20 protein-coding genes and 1 pseudogene are annotated in these 25647 nt (G+C 41.7%); 3 read left to right on the top strand and 18 right to left on the bottom strand.

The window, feature by feature from the left end:
* Positions 1–33 precede the first annotated feature (33 nt).
* The 13 genes and pseudogenes from BJP37_RS04980 to BJP37_RS04915 form a co-directional block, all read right to left on the bottom strand.
* On the bottom strand, positions 34–831 hold the full coding sequence (locus tag BJP37_RS04980) for a hypothetical protein (protein ID WP_075896953.1): 798 nt from the start codon (positions 829–831) through the stop codon (positions 34–36).
* Positions 832–1830 (bottom strand): hypothetical protein, encoded by a 999-nt coding sequence (locus tag BJP37_RS04975; RefSeq protein WP_075896951.1) that lies wholly within the window; start codon positions 1828–1830, stop codon positions 832–834.
* A 506-nt stretch (positions 1831–2336) separates the two neighbouring features.
* On the bottom strand, positions 2337–3044 hold the full coding sequence (locus BJP37_RS04970) for a hypothetical protein (protein WP_075896949.1): 708 nt from the start codon (positions 3042–3044) through the stop codon (positions 2337–2339).
* 115 nt (positions 3045–3159) lie between these two features.
* Complete coding sequence (locus BJP37_RS04965; RefSeq protein ID WP_075896947.1) at positions 3160–5967, bottom strand: putative type IV secretion/conjugal transfer ATPase; 2808 nt, start codon at positions 5965–5967, stop codon at positions 3160–3162.
* A 5-nt stretch (positions 5968–5972) separates the two neighbouring features.
* Positions 5973–6302: a hypothetical protein gene (locus BJP37_RS04960; protein ID WP_075896945.1), complete on the bottom strand. Its 330-nt coding sequence runs from the start codon at positions 6300–6302 to the stop codon at positions 5973–5975.
* Between the two features lie 131 nt (positions 6303–6433).
* Positions 6434–7030: a hypothetical protein gene (locus tag BJP37_RS04955; protein WP_075905773.1), complete on the bottom strand. Its 597-nt coding sequence runs from the start codon at positions 7028–7030 to the stop codon at positions 6434–6436.
* A gap of 844 nt (positions 7031–7874) precedes the next feature.
* Positions 7875–8600, bottom strand: a complete 726-nt coding sequence (locus BJP37_RS04950; RefSeq protein WP_075896943.1) for a response regulator transcription factor — start codon at positions 8598–8600, stop codon at positions 7875–7877.
* A 458-nt stretch (positions 8601–9058) separates the two neighbouring features.
* Positions 9059–9425 (bottom strand): annotated as a pseudogene (locus tag BJP37_RS44870) (four helix bundle protein).
* Between the two features lie 111 nt (positions 9426–9536).
* Complete coding sequence (locus tag BJP37_RS04940; protein ID WP_075896941.1) at positions 9537–10613, bottom strand: coiled-coil domain-containing protein; 1077 nt, start codon at positions 10611–10613, stop codon at positions 9537–9539.
* A 52-nt stretch (positions 10614–10665) separates the two neighbouring features.
* On the bottom strand, positions 10666–11655 hold the full coding sequence (locus BJP37_RS04935; RefSeq protein WP_075896939.1) for a coiled-coil domain-containing protein: 990 nt from the start codon (positions 11653–11655) through the stop codon (positions 10666–10668).
* A gap of 1667 nt (positions 11656–13322) precedes the next feature.
* Positions 13323–13601 (bottom strand): hypothetical protein, encoded by a 279-nt coding sequence (locus tag BJP37_RS04930; RefSeq protein ID WP_075896937.1) that lies wholly within the window; start codon positions 13599–13601, stop codon positions 13323–13325.
* A 1788-nt stretch (positions 13602–15389) separates the two neighbouring features.
* On the bottom strand, positions 15390–16694 hold the full coding sequence (locus BJP37_RS04920) for a glutamate-5-semialdehyde dehydrogenase (RefSeq protein ID WP_075896933.1): 1305 nt from the start codon (positions 16692–16694) through the stop codon (positions 15390–15392).
* 586 nt (positions 16695–17280) lie between these two features.
* Positions 17281–18018: a sulfotransferase-like domain-containing protein gene (locus BJP37_RS04915; RefSeq protein WP_229415203.1), complete on the bottom strand. Its 738-nt coding sequence runs from the start codon at positions 18016–18018 to the stop codon at positions 17281–17283.
* A 542-nt stretch (positions 18019–18560) separates the two neighbouring features.
* Between BJP37_RS04915 and BJP37_RS04910 the strand changes: the two genes are divergently transcribed.
* Positions 18561–18947, top strand: coding sequence for an SET domain-containing protein-lysine N-methyltransferase (locus tag BJP37_RS04910; RefSeq protein ID WP_075896931.1), 387 nt, complete (start codon positions 18561–18563; stop codon positions 18945–18947).
* Between the two features lie 1220 nt (positions 18948–20167).
* Here the strand turns inward: BJP37_RS04910 and BJP37_RS35670 are convergent.
* The gene (locus BJP37_RS35670) at positions 20168–20410 is read right to left on the bottom strand and encodes a hypothetical protein (RefSeq protein WP_143727473.1); all 243 of its coding nucleotides are present in this window, start codon (positions 20408–20410) and stop codon (positions 20168–20170) included.
* A 357-nt stretch (positions 20411–20767) separates the two neighbouring features.
* Between BJP37_RS35670 and BJP37_RS04905 the strand changes: the two genes are divergently transcribed.
* Positions 20768–21343 carry an EF-hand domain-containing protein gene (locus BJP37_RS04905; protein WP_158069429.1) on the top strand — a complete coding sequence of 192 codons (576 nt, stop codon included), beginning with the start codon at positions 20768–20770 and terminating at the stop codon, positions 21341–21343.
* Positions 21344–21455: 112 nt separating this feature from the next.
* On the opposite strand, the gene BJP37_RS04900 is transcribed toward BJP37_RS04905, so the two are convergent.
* Positions 21456–21851, bottom strand: coding sequence for a nuclear transport factor 2 family protein (locus BJP37_RS04900; protein WP_081431073.1), 396 nt, complete (start codon positions 21849–21851; stop codon positions 21456–21458).
* 91 nt (positions 21852–21942) lie between these two features.
* On the bottom strand, positions 21943–22713 hold the full coding sequence (locus BJP37_RS04895) for a hypothetical protein (protein ID WP_075896927.1): 771 nt from the start codon (positions 22711–22713) through the stop codon (positions 21943–21945).
* Between the two features lie 963 nt (positions 22714–23676).
* Between BJP37_RS04895 and BJP37_RS04885 the strand changes: the two genes are divergently transcribed.
* On the top strand, positions 23677–24627 hold the full coding sequence (locus BJP37_RS04885) for an aldo/keto reductase (RefSeq protein WP_075896923.1): 951 nt from the start codon (positions 23677–23679) through the stop codon (positions 24625–24627).
* A gap of 45 nt (positions 24628–24672) precedes the next feature.
* Here the strand turns inward: BJP37_RS04885 and BJP37_RS04880 are convergent, their stop codons facing one another.
* Positions 24673–25233: a putative outer membrane beta-barrel protein gene (locus BJP37_RS04880; RefSeq protein ID WP_158069428.1), complete on the bottom strand. Its 561-nt coding sequence runs from the start codon at positions 25231–25233 to the stop codon at positions 24673–24675.
* Positions 25234–25322: 89 nt separating this feature from the next.
* Positions 25323–25647: hypothetical protein (locus BJP37_RS35665; RefSeq protein ID WP_214607743.1), on the bottom strand; the 325-nt coding region annotated here is incomplete at its 5' end.

Genomic DNA, 25647 nt, shown 5'->3' with positions numbered 1-25647 from the left:
TGTAATCAAGACTATTCGACTCATGATTCAGGTTTATTTCGAGTCTAAATCTTTGATACTGACCACCTCCAAACCTTTTTCTCTAGCTTTAGCAATAATTGGAGGTAGACTATCCTCTGCCATACCTGGTGAATACTTAGGAGGCTCCACTGCCCGTACATGAATCTGTTTGTTGAAGGGAATATAGCTAGGCAAATTATTGGTAGTATCTAGAACGGTTAACGTGCCAACCAAATCGATTGTCCATTCCCCTTCTTTTATTTTAATAGGTTCTCTGACAAATTGGGGGACAAAAGCAAATTGTGTTTTGCCCTTAAATACGTTGGATGGCGTTAAGTCTACTAACTTTAAGAGAAACGGATCACGAAAATCATCGGCTAAGGCAAAGCTAGCTTTCCAGGCTTGAGTAGATATTTTACCTCGACGCCTACCTTTGCCATTAATTTCTACTCCTGGATCAGAGTCTAAGTTAGAAAAGGGAACGCCATCTTTTCCAGGTAATCGCCCTGTCCAAGTAAACAGGTCACTCATGGTTTTAATGGTAAATGCTTTAATTACCTCTGCTGTCCGTTCTTTATTCCCAATGGCTTCTACAGCAGTGGTTTCACCAGTATTCAATTGCACCAAGGAAGGAGCTGGCTTATTAGCTAGCCTGGCTTGAGCGCCATACAACAGGGCTAAGAAAAACAGAATTAAGGTATTGTAAGCAAAGTTGCTGATTAAGATAATCCCCAGACTATCCGTCACATTGAAACTGGATAACCAAGTACTCTTCTTACCTCTTTGGAGAAATTTTAGCTTATTCTGAGGAGAACTAGTCGTGCTGTCCATTTATTTCAAGCCTCCTAATACAAAAGCACTGAAGGAGTTTAAGCTATTAAAAATAGCTAGACCTCCTCCAGCGGCTAATACTAACGCTAGGATGGGGGCAATTAATCCAGCGACAAACGCAAAAACTAATGGGTTATAACTCTCAGCATTAACAATTAATGTGGCGACTAACCCAACAATAATGTTGTAGCATATTTTCACTAAACCGATGGAGAAAAAGCTAATTAACCAAGCGTAAATTGCCTTAGCTCCCACAGGTAATAATGTGGCACCAACCGCTAATGGTCCTAATAGTCCGGTTAGCAACATGGAAACTTCTGCTACCCACTGAAATGCCATACCAATCGACATTAACCAACCCGTTACTGCGGTTTGTAACGCAAAGCCGACTCGTTCAGTAACATTCAGAGGATTCAGCAATGAACCAATTTGAGAGAGCAATGCCTGAGATGAGGGTTGTAATGTTCTAGAAAACTCCTGTGCTTGTTGCTCTGCATTTGTTAAACAATCCACCTGTTGTTGAACATCGACGATAGAATCACATTGAGAAACCAAGGAATCAATAACCGCCTTTGCCCCAATATTTTCTGTTACAATTTGGTAGGATTCTTGCAAAGAAATTCTGGCAGATGTGTTTTGCAGTAGTGAATTAGAGGTATTGTTGATTACACTTCTGAGTCCTTGGGTGCCATTGGCTAACATTGCTCCATCATTCGCTAACAAAACCGCGACTAATAAGGGCCAGATGATCTCAGACCACATAATTGGCTCATCGTATTCTATTAAAGCTTTTGCCCATTGAGTCATGAATAGAACTAAGCTTCCCACGGCAAAAAACACCCCCAGTGTAGCGATCACAGCATACAACCCACCTCCGAGGACTTCACTCCAGAGCTCATTCATGGCTTCTGCGATCGCAATTTGTCCGGTACGACCATTCTGGATAATCTGAGAGGCTCCATTACTAAATTGAGCGATTAAGTTGGGGGTGACTATCATTTAATGATTACCTCTTTACGTGATTAGTGATGGGATCAGCAAAGTTGAAACATTGGGGAGAGTGGGTAGATGAAGAATTCGCAGAGATCGGCAGACGGAGGAAATCCGGAATATAAGGACGAACAGACATGGCGATCGCTACACATGGTGATAAACAAAGAAGGTAGGAATAGGGACAAGCAGGTAAGCTAGACCAAGGAGACATAAGAGAAATAGTTGTGAGTGAGGAGTGTTATAGCGCTACGCGCAATGGCATTGGCAAGAGGCAAGAGGCAAAAGTTCACTAAAAGAGCGTTTCAGCTTGTATCAATGTCAAACACCTTAATGCGTAGTCCTATAAGTGCTAAGTGAGTCAGTTCAGAATTGATAATTATTGAAGAATTCTGGATCCAGATAACTGTTGACGGTCAACGGTTAACGATTAACAATTAACGATCAACAGCTACCTGTAGGGTGGGCAAGGTTTTGCCCACCCTACCCATGGATTCTGTGCGTAAGTCCTGTAACTAAAACAAGCCACTTAAGGAGGTAATTCTCAAAGTTTCCATACCAGCGCCCAGTTTTTGGTATTGATCTGCCTGAGTTTGTCCATCCAAAGCACGAGAGATATTGCTTTGGAGCATGTTAGAAATTTCTTGTCGTTGCGCTTCTTCAACAGTAGCGGCTTGCAAGGAGCCGAGTATGGCGGCTTGACGAGCATTCTGAAGAGCGACTTCTTTGATCACATTCTGAGTAACTGTCTGATTTTGAGCTGTTTGTGCTGATTGCTGTACCTGTGAAACAGTATCCTGCATTTGCTGTAGCTCCTGGATTGACTGCTGCTGTCCTTCTTGACTCAGAACACGAGAGGCTGACGCTCTAGCAACTTGCCTTTCTACTTCATTAGCAAGTTTGTCTCCTTCATAAATTGGGTAATCGCTTTCTTGGAGACTTTCCTCAATTGAAGCTCTGACGTCTTCCACATCGGGGATACCTAAAACTCCCATGGAATCTTCCAATGCTGATTTCAAATCGTTGTCTATGGTTTCTGGTAGATTGGTAAATTCATCGAAGAAATTTGTAAAGTAAGACTTAACCTTCTGAAATTCCTCAACAAACGAGCCAACAAAACTATCCACAATTCCACCAGAAGCATAGGCTGGTTTAGGAACGGTTGTAATTAGGGTACTAATAATTAACAACTGCATCCAAGTTTTGGTCATATTTTTCGCCATGATTGAACTCCTTGATTGAATAGTTACGAAAACTGAAGGCTGAAAACTGAAAACTGAAAGCTAAACAATAAAAGCGTATCCCTGACTCACCTAGATCATCTTCTATTTTGAACGCTTAATTTTGAAGTCCAACTTCTGCTCTCGGATCGGGTAACTTTGAAGTCACGACTTGGACTTCTGAATTACGCATTTCTGCCATTTTTTTACTAGCATAATGCATAGCCATAATTTTATCCTGGGGATGTAAGCGCATTGCTGTCTGACGAATTGCTGATTCTTCAGGATTATTAGCAACTGCTGTTAACAGTGCTGAACCGGGATAAAATCGACAGTAGGTGTAAATGCCATTGTCATCGAGTAACCATTGAGAATACATTCCTTCTTGTTTAGGAAAAAATCCTTCTGTGGCATTTTTGTTAATAATCTCTGAAGGATATTTCAAAATATTAACAAAGCTATCCACTGCTGTTGGTTGAATTCTCCCTACTAAGCGAGTTGTTATATTCTGAAAAATTTTCGCTGCACTGGGAGACTTGGAAATTGTATCTGGATCTTGAGCGGATAAAATTACCCGAATTCCGGCTTTTGCTCCATTAGCACACAATCTGCCAATTAATTCAGCAATAGAATTATACTGGAACAGAATGGGACTTTCATCGATGAAAAATATACTCACCGGCGAGGCTAAAGAACGTCTTAAGGCTGCTGAGTAAATCCCTAAGGAGAGTAGTGCAGCATCTTCGTCACTACTAATATTCCGTAAGGCAAAGACTAATAACTGAGCATCACTTCTAAAGGTAGAAGGACGACTAATCGCTTTTCCTACTCGGCTATTTATCCAATACCTCAGTCGCAATTTTACTTGATCCAAGCCTTGAAGGATATCTCCAGATACAGAGGGAACCCGCAATCTCTCTAAAGAACAAAAATCAATAAAATCCGCAAGGGTAGGCATTAATTGCCATTCTTGAGAGTCTAAGCCATTGATATTTGCTGCTACATAACGGTCATGGATTTGATCATCATCAAAAAAGGCTTTGATTGCTAAGCTTAACATGGCTCTGATGTTATCCGTATAAGTCCGGTCATGAAACGTCGTGGAGCCAAGAACCATTAGCATTAGTGCTTCGACTAAGAATTCTTTGTATTCTGTAAGTCTCTCTTGTTGTAGTTTAGCATCTAATCCCTTTAAATTGGGCAATTCAAAAAGATTAACTGCCTCTCGACCAATATCAAAATAAGCTCCTTTATCCCCGAGAAAAGCGGTGTAGTCACTAAAGGTAGAACTGCCATCGGGTTTTGGATAATCCATAGCTGAGATGGGGATACCATGAGCTAAGGCTTGGGTAATAATTCCTGATGCTAAAACAGATTTTCCACTGCGGGTGGTTCCGAAAATACCTAGGTTTTTATGCTGTTTGAATAAGTCAATAAAAACTGGCGTACCCCCTTCAGCAGAGATTAATTCAAATCCTGTTCTATCCACTGTCCGGGTTTTGACTACTGGCATTAACCCTGGTGCAATATGGCTTAAATAGGTATGCGATCGCTTAAACGGACGCATTAATAGTCTGCTCCAGGAAATCGGTAAGGTTTCTAGCCATATTTTCCAAGGATATTCGGTCTCCCTTACCATCCAAGCTGGTGGCGGAAAATAAGATTTTAAAGTATAACACGCCTGATCTAACTCTTGTGGAGAATCGCGATGGACTAAGAAAACAACCGAGACATTAAATGGCACAGCTCCTTCATATATAGCCGCCTGAGCCTCGACATTTTTCTGAATATTTAATTGTGCTTTAACATTAATCGTATTTTTTTCTTCTGCATATTTTGAGGAGACATTTGCCTGTTTCGTCAGCGAATGCATTTTGCTGGTTACTGTTTTAATATTCGCTTTGGAAATCTCGCAAAAACAATCGGTGTCATAGACCTCATCTTTTGCCATGACTTGCCAGAGATAGCGCATTTGGGATTCTTTATTCCTCCACCCCTCAGGCTTATCTAAAAAGAGCATGACTGCCGTATACTGGTCTTTGAGATTAATCCAACGTCGATCAGCAAATGGAATAGCGGTATAGTCTTCCATTAACAGAGAAACCGGGTGGATTTCTGAGTAAACCTCCTCGGTCACTCCAGCTTCAGTCAAGGAAAGCAACTGGGGAACTGAACGAGGTGGTGTATTATTAAATCGCTGCCACACATAATTCCAACACTCTTGAGCAGAAAGAGGGCGAATCGATAGACCCATTTGATTGCTCAACAGCCTTTCCCAAAATTGATAGCCATTATTAAAGGCAATCTCTATCACTCTCTCGATCTGCTGTTTTTCATACTCATCCAGCTTGCCAATAAATCCGTTCCACCACTTGGTAGCTGTCATCAAAAATTCTTCGATTTTATCAGATGCTCCCTCTCGACCTGATTCTACGGTATAGGTAGCAAATAAATACAAGGTCTTTGGCTTTCTAATTCCCCCTTTGGTCAAGTCTTGAATTCGCTTCTTTTCTCCCATAATTAGGTACTTTAACTCGTTAGATTCGGTACCCTTTATCAGCTGACTCAACGTGTTTTGTCTATCAGTGTCATCAGTGAAAGACGTTAGGTGAATAGTGAGGGTTTCCTGCTCTGGGAAATCTTTTAACCCAGCTTCGATGGCATCAAAAACCGGATCAATTAACTCCTGGCGTAAGGTGGTGTGTATGCCTCGACATTCAAAACCAAACACAAATTTATAGGAAGCTTCTCCTTTTCTGAGAATGTATGCCCCAACATCAGACCCATCAATTCTGACTTCTAGGAAACTCGCTAACTTACAGTCATCCTCGAACGGCTTTAAGGTTTTCTTTTTACCATTTCCTACATCAACCCGCTTCTTTCCCATCTTTTGTTTAGCTTGATCGTGAGCTTGAGTTGTTGTCATACTTTTTAGCCTTTGCCCTTTGCCTTTTCCCGTTTAACATCTAAAAGTCTTTGGTATCTACCCATTCCTCTTGTCCATTGAGGTACAGGTATAAACTTAGAAAGAAATTTCCAATGGCTAGAGGAAGTTAGCACCCACCAAGTAGACATACCCCAAACTCCGAAACAAGATGTCCATACCCAACTAGCTCCTAGTACTCCCTTGATGATGTAATAGGCAAGTGCCCAAATTACTGCCCAGGGGATAAACTGATCGGCTGGAATAGGACCAATTCTCGGTTTTTCATCAAGAGTTCGGTTAACACGACGGAATTGTTGCTCTGAATTATTTGCCATAGGTCAAGCTATTTTGGATCAGACTTGCGTTCCTATCAGTGATTGAAAAAATCTTCAATCTCAATAAAACCCTGACTACTCATCCCTTCAGCTAGATAAAACTCAACAGGCAAATTAGATAAGCGCGTAGTTTATGCTCCTGTGCCAGTAATGTAGGTTGCTAACAGATCACCCAAGGTAACTACAATCAAAATGATGATCGGAGTACGGGCTAGGGTTTTCCAGTCATCATCTTGTTGGGCAGCATTGACTACTTTGACCAATGAAATACCCAAATAAATGAGGAATAGTGCTCGTAAAACGTTAAACACCAGGGACACCAAATCGGCGTCTACTTCAGGAATAGCACTAGTTAGCCAATCTTCTGCGACTCTGAAAAACTGGGCATGGGCTGGCGCAGCGGTAAAGTCCAACATAAACCACAGAAAGGCGAATAGGAAAAGACAGGCTCCTAAACCATATTTCCTGATTAGCCGTTGAATTTGATTCCCAGAATTACTAGGTTGGACTCCAATCCACTTCACTCCCACAACTAGACACATTAAAAATGATACACCCATCAAAGGAGTGAGGGAGGTACTGATATAGAGATCCAATGCCATTGCGATCGCAGCCATGCCCATTAAATAGCCCAAGGGCACTTGCTTCAACTGAGTAAACAACTGAGCAAACAACTTAGCAAACATAGTTTCTTTACTTTTCCAACGCTGTTGTTGACGAGGTGACATCGCAACAAAGGACTTGTTGACCATGGTGAATTTTTCTTCCCGTAAATATTCTGACTCTTATTGTGATACAGAAAATTTTGAAATCGCAAAAGCGATCCCAGAGGAATAGTTCAATTTATCTTGATTAATAAATGTTACTGATTTAACGAGCATTTTGAATAAGCTAAATGATTGTAATTGCTTCACCCCAGGGATTACAGTTACAGGACTTACGCATTTGCCCCCTAAATCCCCCAATTCTGGGGGACTTTGACATCATTACCCCCCAGAATTGGGGGGCTAGGGGGGCGAAATCAAGTTAACCGCGTAAGTCCTGAATTACTTAACCTCTCAATATCATTGGCACAGCTCCGCAAAAGTATCAAAATGTTACTCGTCCAAAAGGAATAGATAAATAAACTTAATTTTAAGAAAACTCTGATAAAATAAAAAAAACTTAACAAAAAAAACGCTGAAACCCAACCTATAGGTAGAGGCGTTTGTACTTAGTAGTTAATAAGCTATTTGGCTTAAAATTTAACTTAAGTAATTAAAGTACAACAACTAAACTTAAAACATTAATGGATAAAGCATTTATATTTGAGTTGTGAACATAGGATTGAACGAAAAGGGAGCAGGGAGCAGGGAGCAGGGAGCATTAGGAAAGAGCTTGGAGGATTTTTTGGTGTTATTAAAAACCGCTGCATTGCTATTCTCTATTCCAAACTTCCTTCTTCTGACTTCCCTACGGTGCGCTTTCCGTAGGCGAATTTAATTCGCCACGGGTCGCACCGCTCCCTACTCCCTACTCCCTACTCCCTACTCCCTAAAACGTTGTAACTCACCCAATTTAAAACTGCTATATCTACTTCACCAAACCACTGCGAAGTGCTTGCACTGCTGCTTGTGTTCTATCGTCACAGCACAGTTTCCAAAGCAGAGACCGAATGTGAGTTTTAACTGTGCCAAGACCTAGCAATAATCGCTCGGCAATTTCGTCATTGGTATAACCGGCTACGATCAATTCCAAGACAGTTAGCTCCCGTTCAGTCAGTGGATTTTCCCTAAGAATTTGATAATAGTCAGGCTCACAGGAATTGATTAAAGTAATCCCAGAAAAATTCTTAACCGGTGACTTGATACTATTTTTTAGGAGATAACCAGCTATTTCTGGATCAATCCAGTGTTGCCCTTCATAGGTAGCTCTCAAAGCATCTAAGAAAGTACTGGTGTCTACATTAGTTTTCGGAAAATTGATACGTTTTAGATAATAAGAATCTACCCCAGCCCCAAAAGCGCTTATAACAAATTCTTCTGATGTGTCCCAAGATAGGAGCAATATGTTAGTAAAAAATGCCACTTTCCAATTTCTGACTAACCGCAATAACGCATCACTATTGCTTGAAGGCTCTAAATTAATGACTACTACGTCCGGGTTAGATTTTTTTAAAAAGGCCGCCACATGACGCATGCTAGAAACTTGGGACACCAAACTGACTTCCTTGTACTGCTCCAAGACTTTTCTTAGACCCAACTGCACCAAATCACCCCTCTCAATCAGTAACACCCGAATTGCTTTGATTACGTTCATAACCATAAACTAGAACACTGATACCGAAATTGACAACTTAGGATGTGTTTGCTGACCTAACAACCCAAAAAAAAATGGAAGCTTCCGCGCTTATGCGATTGGCCTACGGCCACGCTACGCGAACGCGCTCCATAGCTCAAGATTGATCAGCAAACTGGTGATCATGAGTCGGCACCTACCGAAATTGTTTCCATCGGTTGATTAGTGCTTTGACCCAATATCCCTGATGATACAACTCATAAGAGTAGGTTTTTAACAAAGACGTGAGGCGCGGGGTATGGGGTGTAGGGGGTAGGGTGTGGGGGGTAGGTTTTTTACATTTGGGTAAAACATGGGACGACCCAGAGGGAGAGGAAAAGGAAAACAACGAACAAGCGATGCATGCATCGCTTTCTTATCCCCCACACCCCACACCCCACCCCCTACACCCTACTCATAAGGGTGGGGGGTAGGGAAAATCAGTTCTTGTTTTCTAGGGCGCGAATTAGAGCTGATAGTAATCTACCATTCGACTCGCATTGGCTAAGAAGGGAGTCAATAACTTCACCCGACCCTAACTTCACCCTTTTCGATAGTAGAAGATGAGTTTCTAATTCTTTGAGGGAACCTTGTGCAATATATAAAAACTGAATATACTCAAGTCTTGTTTTTCTTCCATATCCCTCAGCAATATTAGCTGGAATTGAAGCTGATGCATAGGCATTTCTGGGAAATCATTCCATAAAGTTCTTCTTTGGGAAAATGACGAGTAGCTAAATAGCACATCTGAGCTAAATCCATCCCTACCTGCCAAACCTTTAGGTCACGATAAGATTCTATTGTCATTATATGATACAAGTAAACTATCTTTCTTCAATCTCACACCCCACACCCCACACCCCACACCCCACACCCCACACCCTGTCTCCTTTTTAGCTTTGTTGTCACTCCCTCAGCTTATTTACCCTTAGTGGGATTTTTGGCTTGCTCTAAGGCAATTTCTTTAAGGGCTTGATAAGAGTTGATATTAGAAGCACCCTCAATTGCCTTGACCGCTAAATCCTGAACTTGTTTGAGGGCAGTATCGAGTTGCTGGGAAAGACTGTGTATCCGTGCTGAGGATTCCTTTATTGTCTGTTCCAGGGATTCAATTCTTAGCTGATAGACACGATTATTTCCTTCTAATTCCTTATTCTGCAAGTCGGCTTGAATTTTGACCTGGTGGCTAGCAATCGCTTTGCCTTCTTCTTGGGCTTTTTTGATAGCGACAGATTTTTCCTGGTCGAAGGCTTCTACCTTAGTTTTTGCTTCTTCAAACTGCTTCTCTCGCTCTGCGATCGCATTTTCCCGCTCTGCCCATTGTTTCTCTTGTTGTTGCCTCGTTTCCTCCAATTCTTTGTATAAACCTTCTTGGTTATGCTTGTAGGTTTCTTCATCTAAGCTGCGTTGTAGGGCTAAATTATAATCATACTCTTTAGCATCCCGATCACGGATTTTCCTCTGTTCTTCATTGCGTTCTTTAATAGCTCGTTGGTGTTCCTCTTGTTCTTTGTACCAGGATTGTTGTAACTGATTCATTTCCAGCTCTAACTCTTCCCGTCTTTGGTAAATTTCTTCATCGAATGCTTTAGAGCTATTCTGATAGGTTTCGATTAAGGTATCTAAGGTCTCGTCTTGAATTTTTGATAAATTGTGGAGTTCAGAAAGTTGTTGAGTTTCCTCAGTAACCCCTGTTCTTAATTCTTCTAGCTTAGCCGCTTCTGATGTTAGTTTTTCCGACAACTCACTGACACTACTACCAAACCCTAATTGCAGCTTAACCAGGCTGTCAAGGGTATACATCATTTTGTCTTTCATGACTTTTGCTGATACTGATCCATTAGTTTGCTTTTTTTCCACCGTGGATACTTGAGGAGTTCCCGCATTGTTCATCTGCTTCATTTCTTTTTCCAAAGCATTTCGTTCTGCTAGTAATTCCTTGTAAGCTTCTAAAATTTCTGCTTTGGTGTTTTTGCTGTTAGGTTTGCGTGTCATACTTTCAAGGTTATATTCTATTGGAAAATTTCTGAACTGGTATCACTATTCACTAATTTTGAGCCTTGCTGCTTGAAGAGCCATCAAAAGCTTTCAAGGTCAGGGCTTGGGACTGTTTCAGGGTCTCTTGTAGCTGACTATATAGATTTTCTATTTGTTTATTTTGTTTTTCTATGTGTTGCTCCAGAGACTGAATTTTAACGTCATAACCCTGTTGAGTAACTTCCCACTCTTTGGCGAGTAAATCAGACTGTACCTTAGCGTCGTTTTGGACTTTTTTAATGGCTTTGTCTTTTACTTTTTTAACGATTTCATCTAGCTCAGCTGGGAAAGCTTCCACTTTCTGTTGATACTCTTCAAACAGGGCTTGAGATTCTTCTAGCTTCTGTTCTCGCTCAGACCATTCCTTGTCTTTTTCTTGATTGGCCTCTTGTAATTCTCGCTCCTGGTTACGGCTCAGTTCTTCATACTGATCCGTCTCAATTTTACGGTTACGTTCTAATTCGTATTGATAGTCAGCTTCTTGGCGTTGTCGTTCCCGAGTCAATAATTCGTTTTGTTCTTGACGTGCTATTTCAAAGTCTTCTTGGTCTTTTTGCCAAAGCTTACGTTTTTGCTCTTGGTCTTTTTCGATCTCTTCTCGCTGTTGATCTGCTTTTTGCTCTAGAGATTTCAGCTTTTCCTGGTGCTCTTGATTCAGCAAATGTAAGGCATCAGCTACAACTCGAATTTGCTGAAGGTATTGCAAGTGTTCAGTTTCTACCTTAATCGCCAGCTTTAGCTCATCAAGTTTAGAGGCTTCTGAAGATAATTTTTCTGACAATTCATTAACAATGGTGCCAAACTCTAGCTGTAAATCAGCCATTCCTTTGACAATATTATCAACGGTATAGTTTGATGCCGTTTCCAGCACTTGTTGATTTTTAGCTTTTTCCGCTTCCTCTTCTTTGGTGGCAATTTTTGAGTCAATGTTTTGCCGCTCTTTTAGGATTTGCTCAAAGGCTTGGAAAATTTGGTCTTTACTGTCTTTTGTGGCAACCATATAGTGTGTTCCTTTGACGATATTTAGATTTTTTTACTTGAAAATGATTACTGGAAAATTGCTATAGCGCTGCGGCCAGGGAATAGGGAGTAGGGAGTAGGGAATCGGGAATCGGGAATCGGGAATAGGACTTACGCATTTGCCCCCTAAATCCCCCAATTCTGGGGGACTTTGACATCATTCTCCCCAGAATTGGGGGGCTAGGGGGGCGAAATAAACTTAACCGCGTAAGTCCTCGGTAATCGGGAATAGGGAACAGGGAAAAAATAGGTGTGTGTATTTCATTAATATAGGAAACGCTATAGTAGCCGGTGGCTGTTTAGCAATATTGATCCACTAACTACTCCCTACTAGAACAGTGCTCTTAGAACAGTGCTCTTATCTGAGATAATTCCCAAACAAGAGGCTTCCCTATCAGCCAGTTACTAATGAGGAGTACCCCACACTACCCACAGCGATACGCGATCGCTTAGCGTGGCTGTAGGCCAATCGCTGCTCTACAATCCTTCGTTGTAGGAGCGATGTGATGGCTCTAGGGGTGTGGGTGCAATTGTTAAGAGAAACAACTATAGTAGTACAAATGTTCTACTTTATTGTACTGAAACTTGAGTGGATAAGTCAAGGGCAAATTGCCCATGGTACCCTGGAACTCAAGTAGCTGTGTAAGACAAAACACCCGAAACCCAGTTTATACAAGGGTTTCAGGCTTTAATTAGTCAGAATTTACTCAAAACTCGGGGATTTCAGCTATAGGGAATAGGGGATCTGGGCACAGCGGATCTGGGAACCAGCGGATCTAGGTAGAACCATGAAGGATTAAGACGTAGTAGATGCACCCTGAGTGATCCCTCAGTTACCCGCTGGGGATTTTTTTTGTTCACTCTTGTCTCAACCAATCTATCAGTTCTATGTGGGATAGCCATCTTGGCTGTCTCCTTAGGGTAAGGATTTCTAATTTCTTCCGGAGCGAGACAGAGTAATGAAGGAATAAGAAATAGTAGATGCACCCTGACTCATCCCTCAGCTACCCGCTGGGGATTTTTTTTTGTTTAATCTTTTCTCAACCAATCTATTAGTTTTATTTGGCTTACCCATTTCTAAATTGTTCCGGATCTAGAGAGAGCAATGAAGGAATAAGAAATAGTAGATGCACCCTGACTAATCCCTCAGCTACCCGCTGGGGATTTTTTTTGTTCAATTCTGTCTCAACTAATCTATCAGTTCTATTTGCCTTAGGCATTTCTAAATTCTTCCGGATCTAGATAAACAAATCAAGGAATAAGAAATAGTAGATGCACCCTGACTGATCCCTCAGCTACCCGCTGGGGATTTTTTTTGTTAACTCTTGTCTCAACCAATCTATCAATTCTATTGGGCTTACCCATTTCTAAATTATTCCGGATCTAGATAGATCAATGAAGGATTAAGAAATAGTAGATGCACCCTGACTAATCCCTCAGCTACCCGCTGGGGATTTTTTTTGTTTAATCTTGTCTCAACCAATATATTAGTTTTATTTGGCTATCCCATTTCTAATTTCTTCCGGATCTAGATAGAGCAATGAAGGATTAAGAAATAGTAGATGCACCCTGACTCCTTCCTCAGCTACCGGCTGGGGATTTTTTTTGTTCACTCTTGTCTCAAGCAATCTATTAGTTTTCTTTGGCTTACCCATTTCTAATTTCTTCCGGATCTAGATAGACAAATGAAGGATTAAGAAATAGTAGATGCACCCTGACTCCTTCCTCAGCTATCGGCTGGGGATTTTTTTTGTTCAATTTTGTCTCAACCAATCTATCAGTTCTAATTTCTTCCGGATCTAGATCAAACCATAAAGGAATAAGAAATAGTAGATGCACCCTGACTAATCCCTCAGCTACCCGCTGGGGATTTTTTTTGTTAACTCTTGTCTCAACCAATCTATCAATTCTATTGGGCTTACCCATTTCTAAATTATTCCGGATCTAGATAGATCAATGAAGGATTAAGAAATAGTAGATGCACCCTGACTCCTTCCTCAGCTATCGGCTGGGGATTTTTTTTGTTCAATTTTGTCTCAACCAATCTATCAGTTTTATTTGGCTTACCCATTTCTAATTTCTTCCGGATCGAGACAGAGCAATGAAGGATTAAGAAATAGTAGATGCACCCTGACTAATCCCTCAGCTACCCGCTGGGGATTTTTTTTGTTCAATTTTGTCTCAACCAATCTATTAGTTTTATTTCCCACATTCCGCAGGTTCGTCCTCAATTTGAATAATTTTCTCTTTGCTTACAAGCCAAAGCTATATCCTGCAAAGGTTTCATTGATTTGAGTATGAAGAGCATTAAGCCCAGCTTTATTCTCAATTGGTTATAATTTTTGAGAATGGCTGAACTTGCGATCGCTCAGTTTCCCATAGTGTCGTAAAAAATATTCTATATCCAAGCTAACCTGCGGAATGTGGGTTATTTGGCGACCGCGTTTCTAATTTCTTCCGGAGCGAGACAGAGCAATGAAGGATTAAGAAATAGTAGATGCACCCTGACTCATCCCTCAGCTACCCGCTGGGGATTTTTTTTTGTTCAATCTTATCTAAACCAATCTATTAGTTTTATTTGGCTTACCCATTTCTAATTTGTTCCGGATCTAGAGAGAGCAATCAAGGATTAAGAAATAGTAGATGCACCCTGACTCATCCCTCAGCTACCCGCTGGGGATTTTTTTTGTTCAATTCTGTCTCAACTAATCTATCAGTTCTATTTGCCTTAGGCATTTCTAAATTCTTCCGGATCTAGATAAACAAATCAAGGAATAAGAAATAGTAGATGCACCCTGACTGATCCCTCAGCTACCCGCTGGGGATTTTTTTTGTTAACTCTTGTCTCAACCAATCTATCAATTCTATTGGGCTTACCCATTTCTAAATTATTCCGGATCTAGATAGATCAATGAAGGATTAAGAAATAGTAGATGCACCCTGACTAATCCCTCAGCTACCCGCTGGGGATTTTTTTTGTTTAATCTTGTCTCAACCAATATATTAGTTTTATTTGGCTATCCCATTTCTAATTTCTTCCGGATCTAGATAGAGCAATGAAGGATTAAGAAATAGTAGATGCACCCTGACTCCTTCCTCAGCTACCGGCTGGGGATTTTTTTTGTTCACTCTTGTCTCAAGCAATCTATTAGTTTTCTTTGGCTTACCCATTTCTAAATTGTTCCGGATCTAGAGAGAGCAATCAAGGATTAAGAAATAGTAGATGCACCCTGACTCCTTCCTCAGCTATCGGCTGGGGATTTTTTTTGTTCAATTTTGTCTCAACCAATCTATCAGTTCTAATTTCTTCCGGATCTAGATCAAACCATAAAGGAATAAGAAATAGTAGATGCACCCTGACTAATCCCTCAGCTACCCGCTGGGGATTTTTTTTGTTTAATCTTGTTTCAAACAATCTATTAGTTCTATGTGGGATAGCCATCTTGGCTGTCTCCTTGACGTAAGCATTTCTAATTTCTTCCGGATCGAGAGAGACCAATCAAGGATTAAGAAATAGTAGATGCAACGTGACTAATTCCTCAGCTACCCGCTGAGGTTTTTTTTATAGACCTCTTGCAAAAGTCTAAAAATATCGATCAAGAGCACTTACTAGGTGCCCCTGGCAGTAGAATTATACTCAAAGCATTACTGGAAAATCCTTTCGGAATTTAAAACCTGTTAGTTTCCTTAGCAAGATAAATTTAAGGAAGAATATTATATATCCCGATGGGTAAAAGGCTTAGCATTGTCACCAACATAAGTAGCCGCAATGTGACCATTACCTGTAACCTTGTATTTGTAAGTCACCAATCCCTCTAACCCCACTGGACCACGGGGGGGCATTTGTTGAGTGCTAATTCCTACTTCTGCTCCAAACCCATAACGGAAACCATCGGCAAAGCGAGTAGAACAGTTGTGGAAAACATTAGCGGCATCCACTTGATTTCCGAAGCTATCTGCTACCTCCTGGTCTTCAGTAACAATTGCATCCGTATGTCTGGAACCATAAGTATTGATATGGTTAATCGCTTCTTCTACAGAATCTACTACTTTGATAGAAAGAATTAAATCACTGTATTCTGTAGACCAATCCTCATCCGTTGCTACCGAGATTGGAATAATCTCACGGCTAGCTTCATCCCCTCGCAATTCTACATTACGCTTTTTCAAAGCTTCTGCTGCTAGGGGCAGGAAACGAGGAGCAATTGCTGAATGCACCAGCAGGGTTTCAATAGCATTACAAACAGCTGGATATTGCGTTTTAGCATCAACGGTGATAGTTACCGCTTTCTCCAAGTCAGCTACTGCATCAATATAGAGGTGGCAAATTCCATCAGCATGACCGAGTACTGGAATACGAGTATTCTCCTGCACAAACCGAACAAAAGCGTTCGACCCTCTGGGAATAATCAAATCCACATAGTTGTCTAGTTGTAACAGCTCTTTGATTTCTTCTCTAGTGGTTAACAACTGTACCGTTGCTGGGTCAACTGCTGTCGTAGATAATCCTTTATGAATTGCTTTGACTAGGGTTTCACAGGAGCGAATTGCTTCTTTACCGCCTTTGAGGATAACACCATTACCGGATTTAATCGCAAGAGAGGTAATTTGAATTAAGGCATCGGGACGAGCTTCAAAGATAACTCCTAAAACTCCTAAGGAACAAGTGACTCGTTTGAGGATTAGTCCTTGATCCAGTTCTCGATGAATTTGGACATTGCCCACAGGATCACCAAGGTTGCCCACATCTCGCACCCCCTGAATAGCCCCCTTGAGCTTTGTTTCGTTCAACTTCAGGCGATTATAAAGGGGTTTGGGAATGTTATCCGCCTCAGCCGCTTGGCAGTCTGCAGCATTCGCCGCTAGGATTTCCGGTGCTGCAGCTTCCAAGGCTTGGGCTATTGCCTCAATAGCTTCATTTTTAGCCTTTGTTGAGAGAACGGCTAACTTTTGTGCAGCTTGACGGGTTTGTTGAGCGATCGCACTTAGGGGTATGGATGCAAGTGGTGTAGCTGTCATGGTTTTGATTTTGGAGGCAATACCAATATGTGATCAGAAGTGTAGCAAATTGACGCTCCCACAGGGTGCAGGCACTGGTCTTCTTGAGTATTATTGCTTACCCCAAATCCCCATCATCGGCTAAAGCATCACTTATACATAAGGTTAACTCTTTGGTTAACGTTGGGAAAACGCGATCGCATACAGCCGCTGTGGATAGTAGTAAATAGCTTACGCAATTCAGCCATCGATACCCCTTAGTTGGTCGAGCTGTGATCTAACAGCAAGACACTCAGAGGGTATTTTTTTTGGAACAGCTCAAAAGCTTTTCCCGGCTACATACTAGTTGTCTGAGGTCTGAGCAACTGGTCTTACCGTGAAGTTATACATAAGGTTAACGTTGGGAAAACCCGTAGGTATACAGCCCTAGGGCAAACGCATCTAATATTTTTTTTAGTGCTACAATCTAGTATTTTATAAATTTAAAAAACACTATATTTGGAAAGTATATTCTCAACAAGCACGATAAGCCAGGATTTATTGATAACTATCCCCGGTTACTCAACAAGATGCGTTTGCCCTGAGCTTGTTTGTCACCCTTTCGTTGTCACACAAGGCGATATTTGTATAATTCCCTGTAGATTTCATTGCATTGGGAAAGAAGGTCATCAAAGCGCTCCGGGATGGCATCGCTTTTGGGTTTGTAGGGGTGAAACCCGGTTGAGTTTCTCACCGTGTCATACCACTGATATTTAGACCAAATATCATCGGTTGGGTTGCCTTTAGACCAACTTAACATCGCATCTGTAAATTCAACCTCTACCGCTTCGCAGAGCAAGGACAAAGTATGGCGTGGGTTTTCCTGTAGGTCACGGGCATCGATTACCGGCGGAATGACACCTGAATAGTCACGGACTATTTCAAACAATTGCTTAAGTCGTGGCATCCCTATGGTTTCCAATGTCGGATTAGGCCATAGCCGAAGATAAGATAGGAGCATCTCCCGAGGTTCACGAATCAGAAAGCAGTTGGTCAATTGGGGAACCCAACTAATGTCGATATGGGGTAGGAGTCGATAGATCATAAACTTTTGGTAATAGATCGATTTGTCGTTTGGTATTGACCCGGTCGTCACTTGCTCTACAATCTTGACCCAGTCTGTTTCATAACGGTTGAGCACTTCTTCCATTCCCGGGTCTTTCCGACCAGTGACTGAAAGATAATGTGGATAAAACGGCTCGTCTTGCACAAAGGTATCTGGGCGATTTCCCCAAGAACGTAGTAGAACTGTCGAAAGACATCGTGGACTAGCCCACATGGCGATGCGTTTCAGTTGATTTGCCACTAAATTAATCTCCTTTCCTGGAATCAAGCAATGCTAAGATTTAGCAATTATCAAGCGTCAATCATCAATAATTAAGAAGCATACCATTTTTGTACATAACACTTTTAATTATGGTTTTCAACCCTAGTATTATCGTTAATTTTAGGGATAGATTTCCCAAATTTGGATGTTCCCATCAATATATCACTTACGGCTTGTAAAAAAAAAAATTATGGTAATAAAATTATGACAAGGATTCAAAGATCAGAGCCGGAGTAATCACATAAGGAGCCAAAAGATTCATAGCGTGCAAGTGTTGGGAGGGTCAGGAGGGTAACAAAACCATCCACAAGCAACACGAACAACTAAATCTGTTGATGAACCGCCTAGATGAAAAGTAACGGCCACTATCTCCAATTCTGAAGTGTACCAGCCTGTCAGGTCTAACTGGTTGATTTGGACGGTGATGTTGCTAATTTCGCTAGATTGGGATGTAATAATAGGGTAAAACAAGCTATCATAACATAAATTGATGGTTAAAAATTATCAATTGGAAATAATCAATGATTGAAGTCAACAACATTCCTAATAAAGGAAGGGGCATTATTGCGACACAGGATATTCCCCAAGGAACATTAATTGAAGTTGCTCCTGTTGGTATTTTTTCTATAGAAAAAATACCAAACATAAATGAAACGGAAATATTCAATTATTACTTCGTCAAGCCGTTAGAATATGGCAAAAGTAAAAATTTGAATGGATATATTGTTTTTGGTTTAGCTTCTCTTTGTAATCACGCAGAAAACCCGAATGCTCGTGTGGACTGGATCGAAGATGAAATTGGTTTATGGTCACATTTAATCGCAGATAAAACTATTAATAAAAGTCAAGAATTTACATTATTATACACCAACATTGATGAGTATGCTGATGCCAAAAAATTTGTTTAATAATTGTTAGCAATTCCTGGGATATAATTCATGAATCCTGATCTAATTTTCTGAGTCACATATATTTAGTGTATTCTAAATTAACAAAACACTGAATATATGTGAAAAGTACTGTCGTGTCAAGCCTGAAATGTTGCTTTATAAAAATGGTACGATGCCGAGTTTTAAAGCCTTTTGCTCAAAAATTGCACTATTCTAAGCTTGACACGCCACTCTGAAATGGTTACAAGCACAATAAGCCAGGATTTATTGAGAACTATCTCGGATTAGACAACAAGATGCGTTTGCCCTGCTTGTCCCAGCTACATATTAATCGCATCACCTATTACCAACTCGGCTTACCGTGAACTTATACCATTGGTTAACCTTCAAAAAACGCGATCGCATACAGCCGCTGTGGATAGTAGTAAATAGCTTACGCAATTCAGCCATCGATACCCCTTAGTTGGTCGAGCTGTGATCTAACAGCAACAGACTCAGGGGTTATTTTTTTGGAACAGCTCAAAGGCTTTTCCTAGCTAGATACTAGTTGCCGATACTTTTTAGCAACTGGTCTTACCCTGAAGTTATACCATTAGTTAACGTTGGTAAAACCCGTACGCATACAGCTGCTGTGGATAGTAGTAAATAGCTTACGCAATTCAGTCATCAATACCCCTTCATTCCTCTGTCTGTGATCTAAGAGCAAGACAGGGGTATTTTTTTTGTGTAACAGCTCAAAAGCGTTTCCCGGCTAGATACTAGTTGTCTGAGGTCTGAGCAACTGGTCTTACCGTGAAGTTATACCATTGGTTAATATAAGGTTAACTTTGCGAAAACGCGATCGCATACAGCAGCTGTGGATAGTAGTAAATAGCTTACGCAATTCAGCCATAGACACCCCTTAGTTGGTCGAGCTGTGATCTAACAGCAAGATACTCAGGGGTTATTTTTTTGGGAACAGCTCAGAGTAATAGGTACTATAGCAATCCTATCTGATTCGTGACATAAATGGGCTGCTTTAAGGCAGGAGGCAGAAGGCAGCTATGCTGATGATACCGGAGTTGGAGCTAGTTTTTAATAAGTCCAGTGATTTTACAAGCGATGCAGTCGGCCAAAGGGGGTTTCCCCCACTCGCGCTTTGCATGGCTGACAATGATTTAGGATTGCTATATAGCTACATAGCAAAAAGCAAAAATAGACTTTCGCCACAGACTCAATGTTAATTTTAACTACTTAAATCAGCAAACCTGTTTAGGTTGGAAGGCCGAGTCAAAATCTTCGTTGGGCCAGTGGTGTCGCCAACGTGACAACAGCCAGAGATCGCTTTCCTCGCTGAGGAGGTTAAATCCAGGTTTGAGAGCTGTCCCCCCACGAACTACTTCTTCTAGTGCCAGCAAGTGTCCCGTCAGTGACGGATCAACGTAGCAATTAGCAGTCGGGCTTTCAAGATGAAAATTCAGGGGCTTACCTTTGCTTCCCAAAATTCGTTAAGTTTTTCAAGAGGGTTGCCCATCACCGTTAAATGACGGGGGGCGTTCGAAGATATCAATACGCTGATTAGTTGTATAACGAAATACATGCATACTATGCTACTTATAGCGTTTATCATAGCTATGAGGTACACATTATTTTTTCCCTCTTCCCTCTTCCCTCTTCCCTCTTCCCTCTTCCCTCTTCCCTCTTCATTCTTACCTGCTCCGAAGTCCCTGCTCCGAAGTCCCTAAAACCCAGAGATTTGTACCTCATAGGTATAAGACTTGCTATAGCTTATAAACTTAATTCGTCACCAATGGATAGAAATTGATATAATACATTTGGATTTTACTATGGAGTTAAAAATGACACCAGAAGACTTTTTGTCATCGAGTGCTTGGATTGTTAGGATGAAGACTTACTTCAAGCTTATGGATGTCAACGGAGATGGCGTTTTGTCCCTCTCGGACTACGAAACCATTGCGGCTCGGTTTGTCAAACTCCAAGATAATTCCTCGAACTCCGAAGTAATCAGGACTCTGTTTCACGACCTATTTCAGAATTTTCTAGCTGGAGGGGGTGCGGTCGATACCAACACCATGATCGGGGAAGAAGAGTTTATTACCAATGCCGCAAAGGCTGTCACGGTACTCGAATCGTCAAGAGAAGTGGGTGAGAAAAAGAACGAAGTCTTTTTTGATCTCATCGACACCGATGATTCCGGTCAGATTTCCCGTGAAGAGTACCGAAAGTATTTGGCAATATACTCCGGTGAAGACCAGCCCGAACGTGCTTACAAGGCTTTCGAGAGCCTTGACGCTGATGGCGATGGTTCCATCACCCGCGCCGAGTTCATAGAAGGTCATATGGGATACTGGTGTACACTTCCCAGGGACCAAACGGACGGTCCGCTTCCTTATGGACCGTTGATCGACACATAGGTAAGCCTATTGCTGATCGCTCCTAAATCTAAGATGCTCTATAACTATTAGATTATTGTCGGTGCTGATTCAGCAGGTTGTGTCCTTGCTAACCGCCAACACCACTTAGGAATTAGCCCTTTAGTTTAGCCATCATTTCTGCTTCATTCCAGTAGGACAAAACCTGTTGAATCTTACCGTCATCATTGATTTCAAAAACACTGATGCCTTCAGCAGTAGCCTCACGACCATTCTTAGCAGACACCTGCATCTTCCACTTTACCGCTGCCCCATTGCCAGCAATAAAAATTTGCTCTTGTGAGATTTCAAAGTTGTTAAAGAAGCTAGACAGTAGTGCAAAGAACTTCTCAGAGTCCTCAGAGACGTTGATTGGTGGCTTTCCCACTGGGTCATAAATCACTGCATCTTCAGCAAAAATCTCTACCCAGCCTCCTGGATTCATGGCGGCCATGTTAGTAAAATAGACATTGATGACTGATGCGATCGCTTCTGTTGACATAGTTTCCATCTAACTTAACCTTTCTATTATCTGTTAAATTCTGCCTTGAACGAATAATCCCAGCCAAAAGGCAAAAGGCAGATCACAGACTGATCACTAATCACGGCAATAACCATGCCAGAATACGTTTAGCAATTTTCTTAGGACCAGGCTTGGCCGAGAGCAAACCGGACAATAGCTGACGCAACATCCAAGGCGCAATCCTGATTAAACATGAACGTAGCAGCCATTGTAATATCACTAGAAGTAGACCACAGCTGACTATGCCCACTATAATTATCAACCATCTCCAGGGTTGAGCAAGTATTAGCTGTAATACACCAGGAATTACCAGCACTGCCACAATCACCAGGATTATCATCAGCGCTGATAGTCCCCAAGCTAGTTTAGGGAAGTTGGGTGATGGTTTTAGGCGTAGCTGAGCCAAGATTTGAGTGATCAGCCAGTAGTGAGCGTCAGCAATTTGACAACAAAAGTCGGGATTCTCCAGACAGTCTCTCTTGATCTGGTGAAGGATTTCTCCATCAAGGGCAATCACACTCCGCATCAGTGCCTGTGCTCGATCAACTGGTAGATAGTAGGTAGAAAACGTCAATCCAGACTGGAGGCGGTTTTCCCAATCGAGCAGAGCTAAATGGCGTAAATCACTAAGCAACTCTCCGGAAATATCAAGGCCGTGACCAGTCTGTTGTGCTTGTTTAATTTTTGTAAGAATGTCTTGATTTAAATCAAAGCGAATGCTATGAAACAGCACGCGGGAGCGTGTAATTTGTTCTTGTTCAACCTTGATGTATGACTCTATATTCAGACCTTGCGCCTGGTCAAGGGTTTGAGAGTGCTGTTGGGAATGACGCCACACAGGAGTAACCATATTACACCACCACAGCACAATAAAGGTTTTCAGGCTCCCAAATCAAGCCTTCTTCAGCAGCAATTTCTTCCTAGCTTAGTTTTCTTAATAGCTGAATGCGTCAGGGCGTCAGTGCTGAGTCTATTTTATGGTCAACCTCTAATCTTAAATTATAAACCTTAAACTTTCAACTTTCAACTTTCAACTTTCAACTTTCAACTTTCAACTTTCAACTTTCAACTTTCAACTTTCAACTTTCAACTTTCAACTTTCAACTTTCAACTTTCACCTTTCAACTTTCAACTTTCAACTTTCAACCAAGCTGATAGCTGACTAAGCCACGATAAACTGAAATAATATTAAGAANCTCCGCATCAGTGCCTGTGCTCGATCAACTGGTAGATAGTAGGTAGAAAACGTCAATCCAGACTGGAGGCGGTTTTCCCAATCGAGCAGAGCTAAATGGCGTAAATCACTAAGCAACTCTCCGGAAATATCAAGGCCGTGACCAGTCTGTTGTGCTTGTTTAATTTTTGTAAGAATGTCTTGATTTAAATCAAAGCGAATGCTATGAAACAGCACGCGGGAGCGTGTAATTTGTTCTTGTTCAACCTTGATGTATGACTCTATATTCAGACCTTGCGCCTGGTCAAGGGTTTGAGAGTGCTGTTGGGAATGACGCCACACAGGAGTAACCATATTACACCACCACAGCACAATAAAGGTTTTCAGGCTCCCAAATCAAGCCTTCTTCAGCAGCAATTTCTTCCTAGCTTAGTTTTCTTAATAGCTGAATGCGTCAGGGCGTCAGTGCTGAGTCTATTTTATGGTCAACCTCTAATCTTAAATTATAAACCTTAAACTTTCAACTTTCAACTTTCAACTTTCAACTTTCAACTTTCAACTTTCAACCAAGCTGATAGCTGACTAAGCCACGATAAACTGAAATAATATTAAGAAATGTTAAGAGCAGGAGTGTTTAGAATGCAGACGATCAGGTTAGGTCAGAATGGTCCGATGGTCACAGCCTTGGGAATTGGGACGTGGTCATGGGGAGACAAGCTGTTTTGGAACTATGGCAGTGACTACGGCACTACTCAGGTAAAAGAAGCGTTTGAGGCAACCTTGGATGCTGGGATTAACTTTTTTGACACCGCTGAGGTATATGGACTCGGAGAATCCGAATCCCTGATCGGACGGTTTATGAAGCAGCTGGGACGGAAAGCCCAGATTGCCACTAAGTATTTTCCCTTACCCTGGCGATTTACCGCTCAGTCAGTTTCTGATGCCTTGAGCGACAGTTTGAAACGTTTGCAAGTCGAGCAAGTGGAACTGTACCAAGTACATATGCCTTTTAGTTTCTTGATCAGCCAACAGACGTTGATGAATGCTCTAGCTGATGAAGTGAAGCGTGGTCGGATTGGAGCAGTTGGTGTCAGTAACTATTCCGCTAAGCAAATGGCAGAAGCTCACAGTTACTTAGCAGCCCGTGGCATACCCCTAGCGGTGAATCAGGTGCAATATTCTCTGTTGCATCGGAAAATTGAGAGCAACGGTATTCTTGAAAAAGCGCGTGAGTTAGGTGTGACTATTCTGGCTTACAGTCCCTTAGCTCAAGGGTTACTCACTGGCAAGTATACGGTAGAGAGCTATATCAAACCCACTGGAGCTAGGGCAATTGACCCCCGCTTTAGCAAAAGTGGTTTAGAAAAAATTGCCCCTGTGCTAAAGCTACTGAGTCAGTTAGGGGAAAAGTATGAGCGAAAACCAGCTCAAGTTGCCCTTAACTGGCTGATTGCTCAAGATGGAGTAATCCCGATTCCCGGTGCTAAGACCGCACAACAGGTGCAAGACAATGCAGGGGCTTTGGGTTGGGCTTTGAGTCAGGAGGATGTCACTCAGTTGGAACAAGTGACTCGTCTTTGGTTAAAATAAATGCCCTAGGGAAGCGCCCCTACCATTACGATTGAGCAATAGATTTTAGAAACGATAGCCTGCACCAAATTGCAATTTAACTGGGGAAGTATCGTTGTTTTCATCACTAAGGCTTAATCTGCCGCTGCCGTAGATTATGGTGTAGTCATTGACTGCTGCTTCTACACCAGCAGTCAATACGGCTGAATTTTGATTACCTAAAGGAGTGGTGATCTCCTCGTTGTTCACAAAGGTATAGCCTCCACCAACATAAATGTTAGTATTGCTGGCAACCGGTACATCGTAGGTAATTGTTGGCTCGAGAGCACGACCTTTGTCCGAGAGAAACGCTGCACCACGCACTGAAATTGGTAAATTGGGCAGATCAATACGACCTTGATACATGCTACCAATCCTTTCATCGCTTGAGTTTGATCCAATTCCCAGCAAATTCTCAAAGGGATTGAGGATATCATTACTGATTGTGCTGCCATCGTTACTAATTCCCACGTAGCTACCCTTTAATCCATCAGGTTGAGCAGAGCCAGGGCTAGCAGATAGAACCATAGCAATCATTAAGATTAGAGAAGTTGCGGCAGATTTGAGTATGGCTTTCATCGGTTTCATGGTTATAATTAAAAAACCCCCCGCTTTGATTGCAGGGGGATGGCTATCAAGGTGCATCTACTATTTTTCTATTTCTCAGCCGAGTTGAGTTATCCGGATAAGTTACAGAAAAATATCCGATTGACTCCAGTGATGGCGTTGCTGAATGATAGGATGATTTTGTCGCCACCCGATTGAAAACTTTTATAGGAAAGGGAACAGCAGATCTGGGAGCTGAGGCCGTAGGCCACCCGGGGCGCGTTCGGAGCTGGGAGTAGGGAACAGGCAACAAAAATTCCCACAATTGCTACACGGATTGCTATATATGTAAAAAAAAGCGATCGCTTGTTGAGATAGCGATCGCTTTTTGAGGTCACGATTCTTAACGGATGACAAGACAACTCTAGGCTATACATGACCAGGCTTTGGGAAAAT

This window comes from Moorena bouillonii PNG, assembly GCF_001942495.1.
GTDB lineage: Bacteria > Cyanobacteriota > Cyanobacteriia > Cyanobacteriales > Coleofasciculaceae > Moorena > Moorena bouillonii.
The sequence above is the reverse complement of the archived record's forward strand: the minus strand, read 5'-3'. Positions and strand labels throughout refer to the sequence as shown.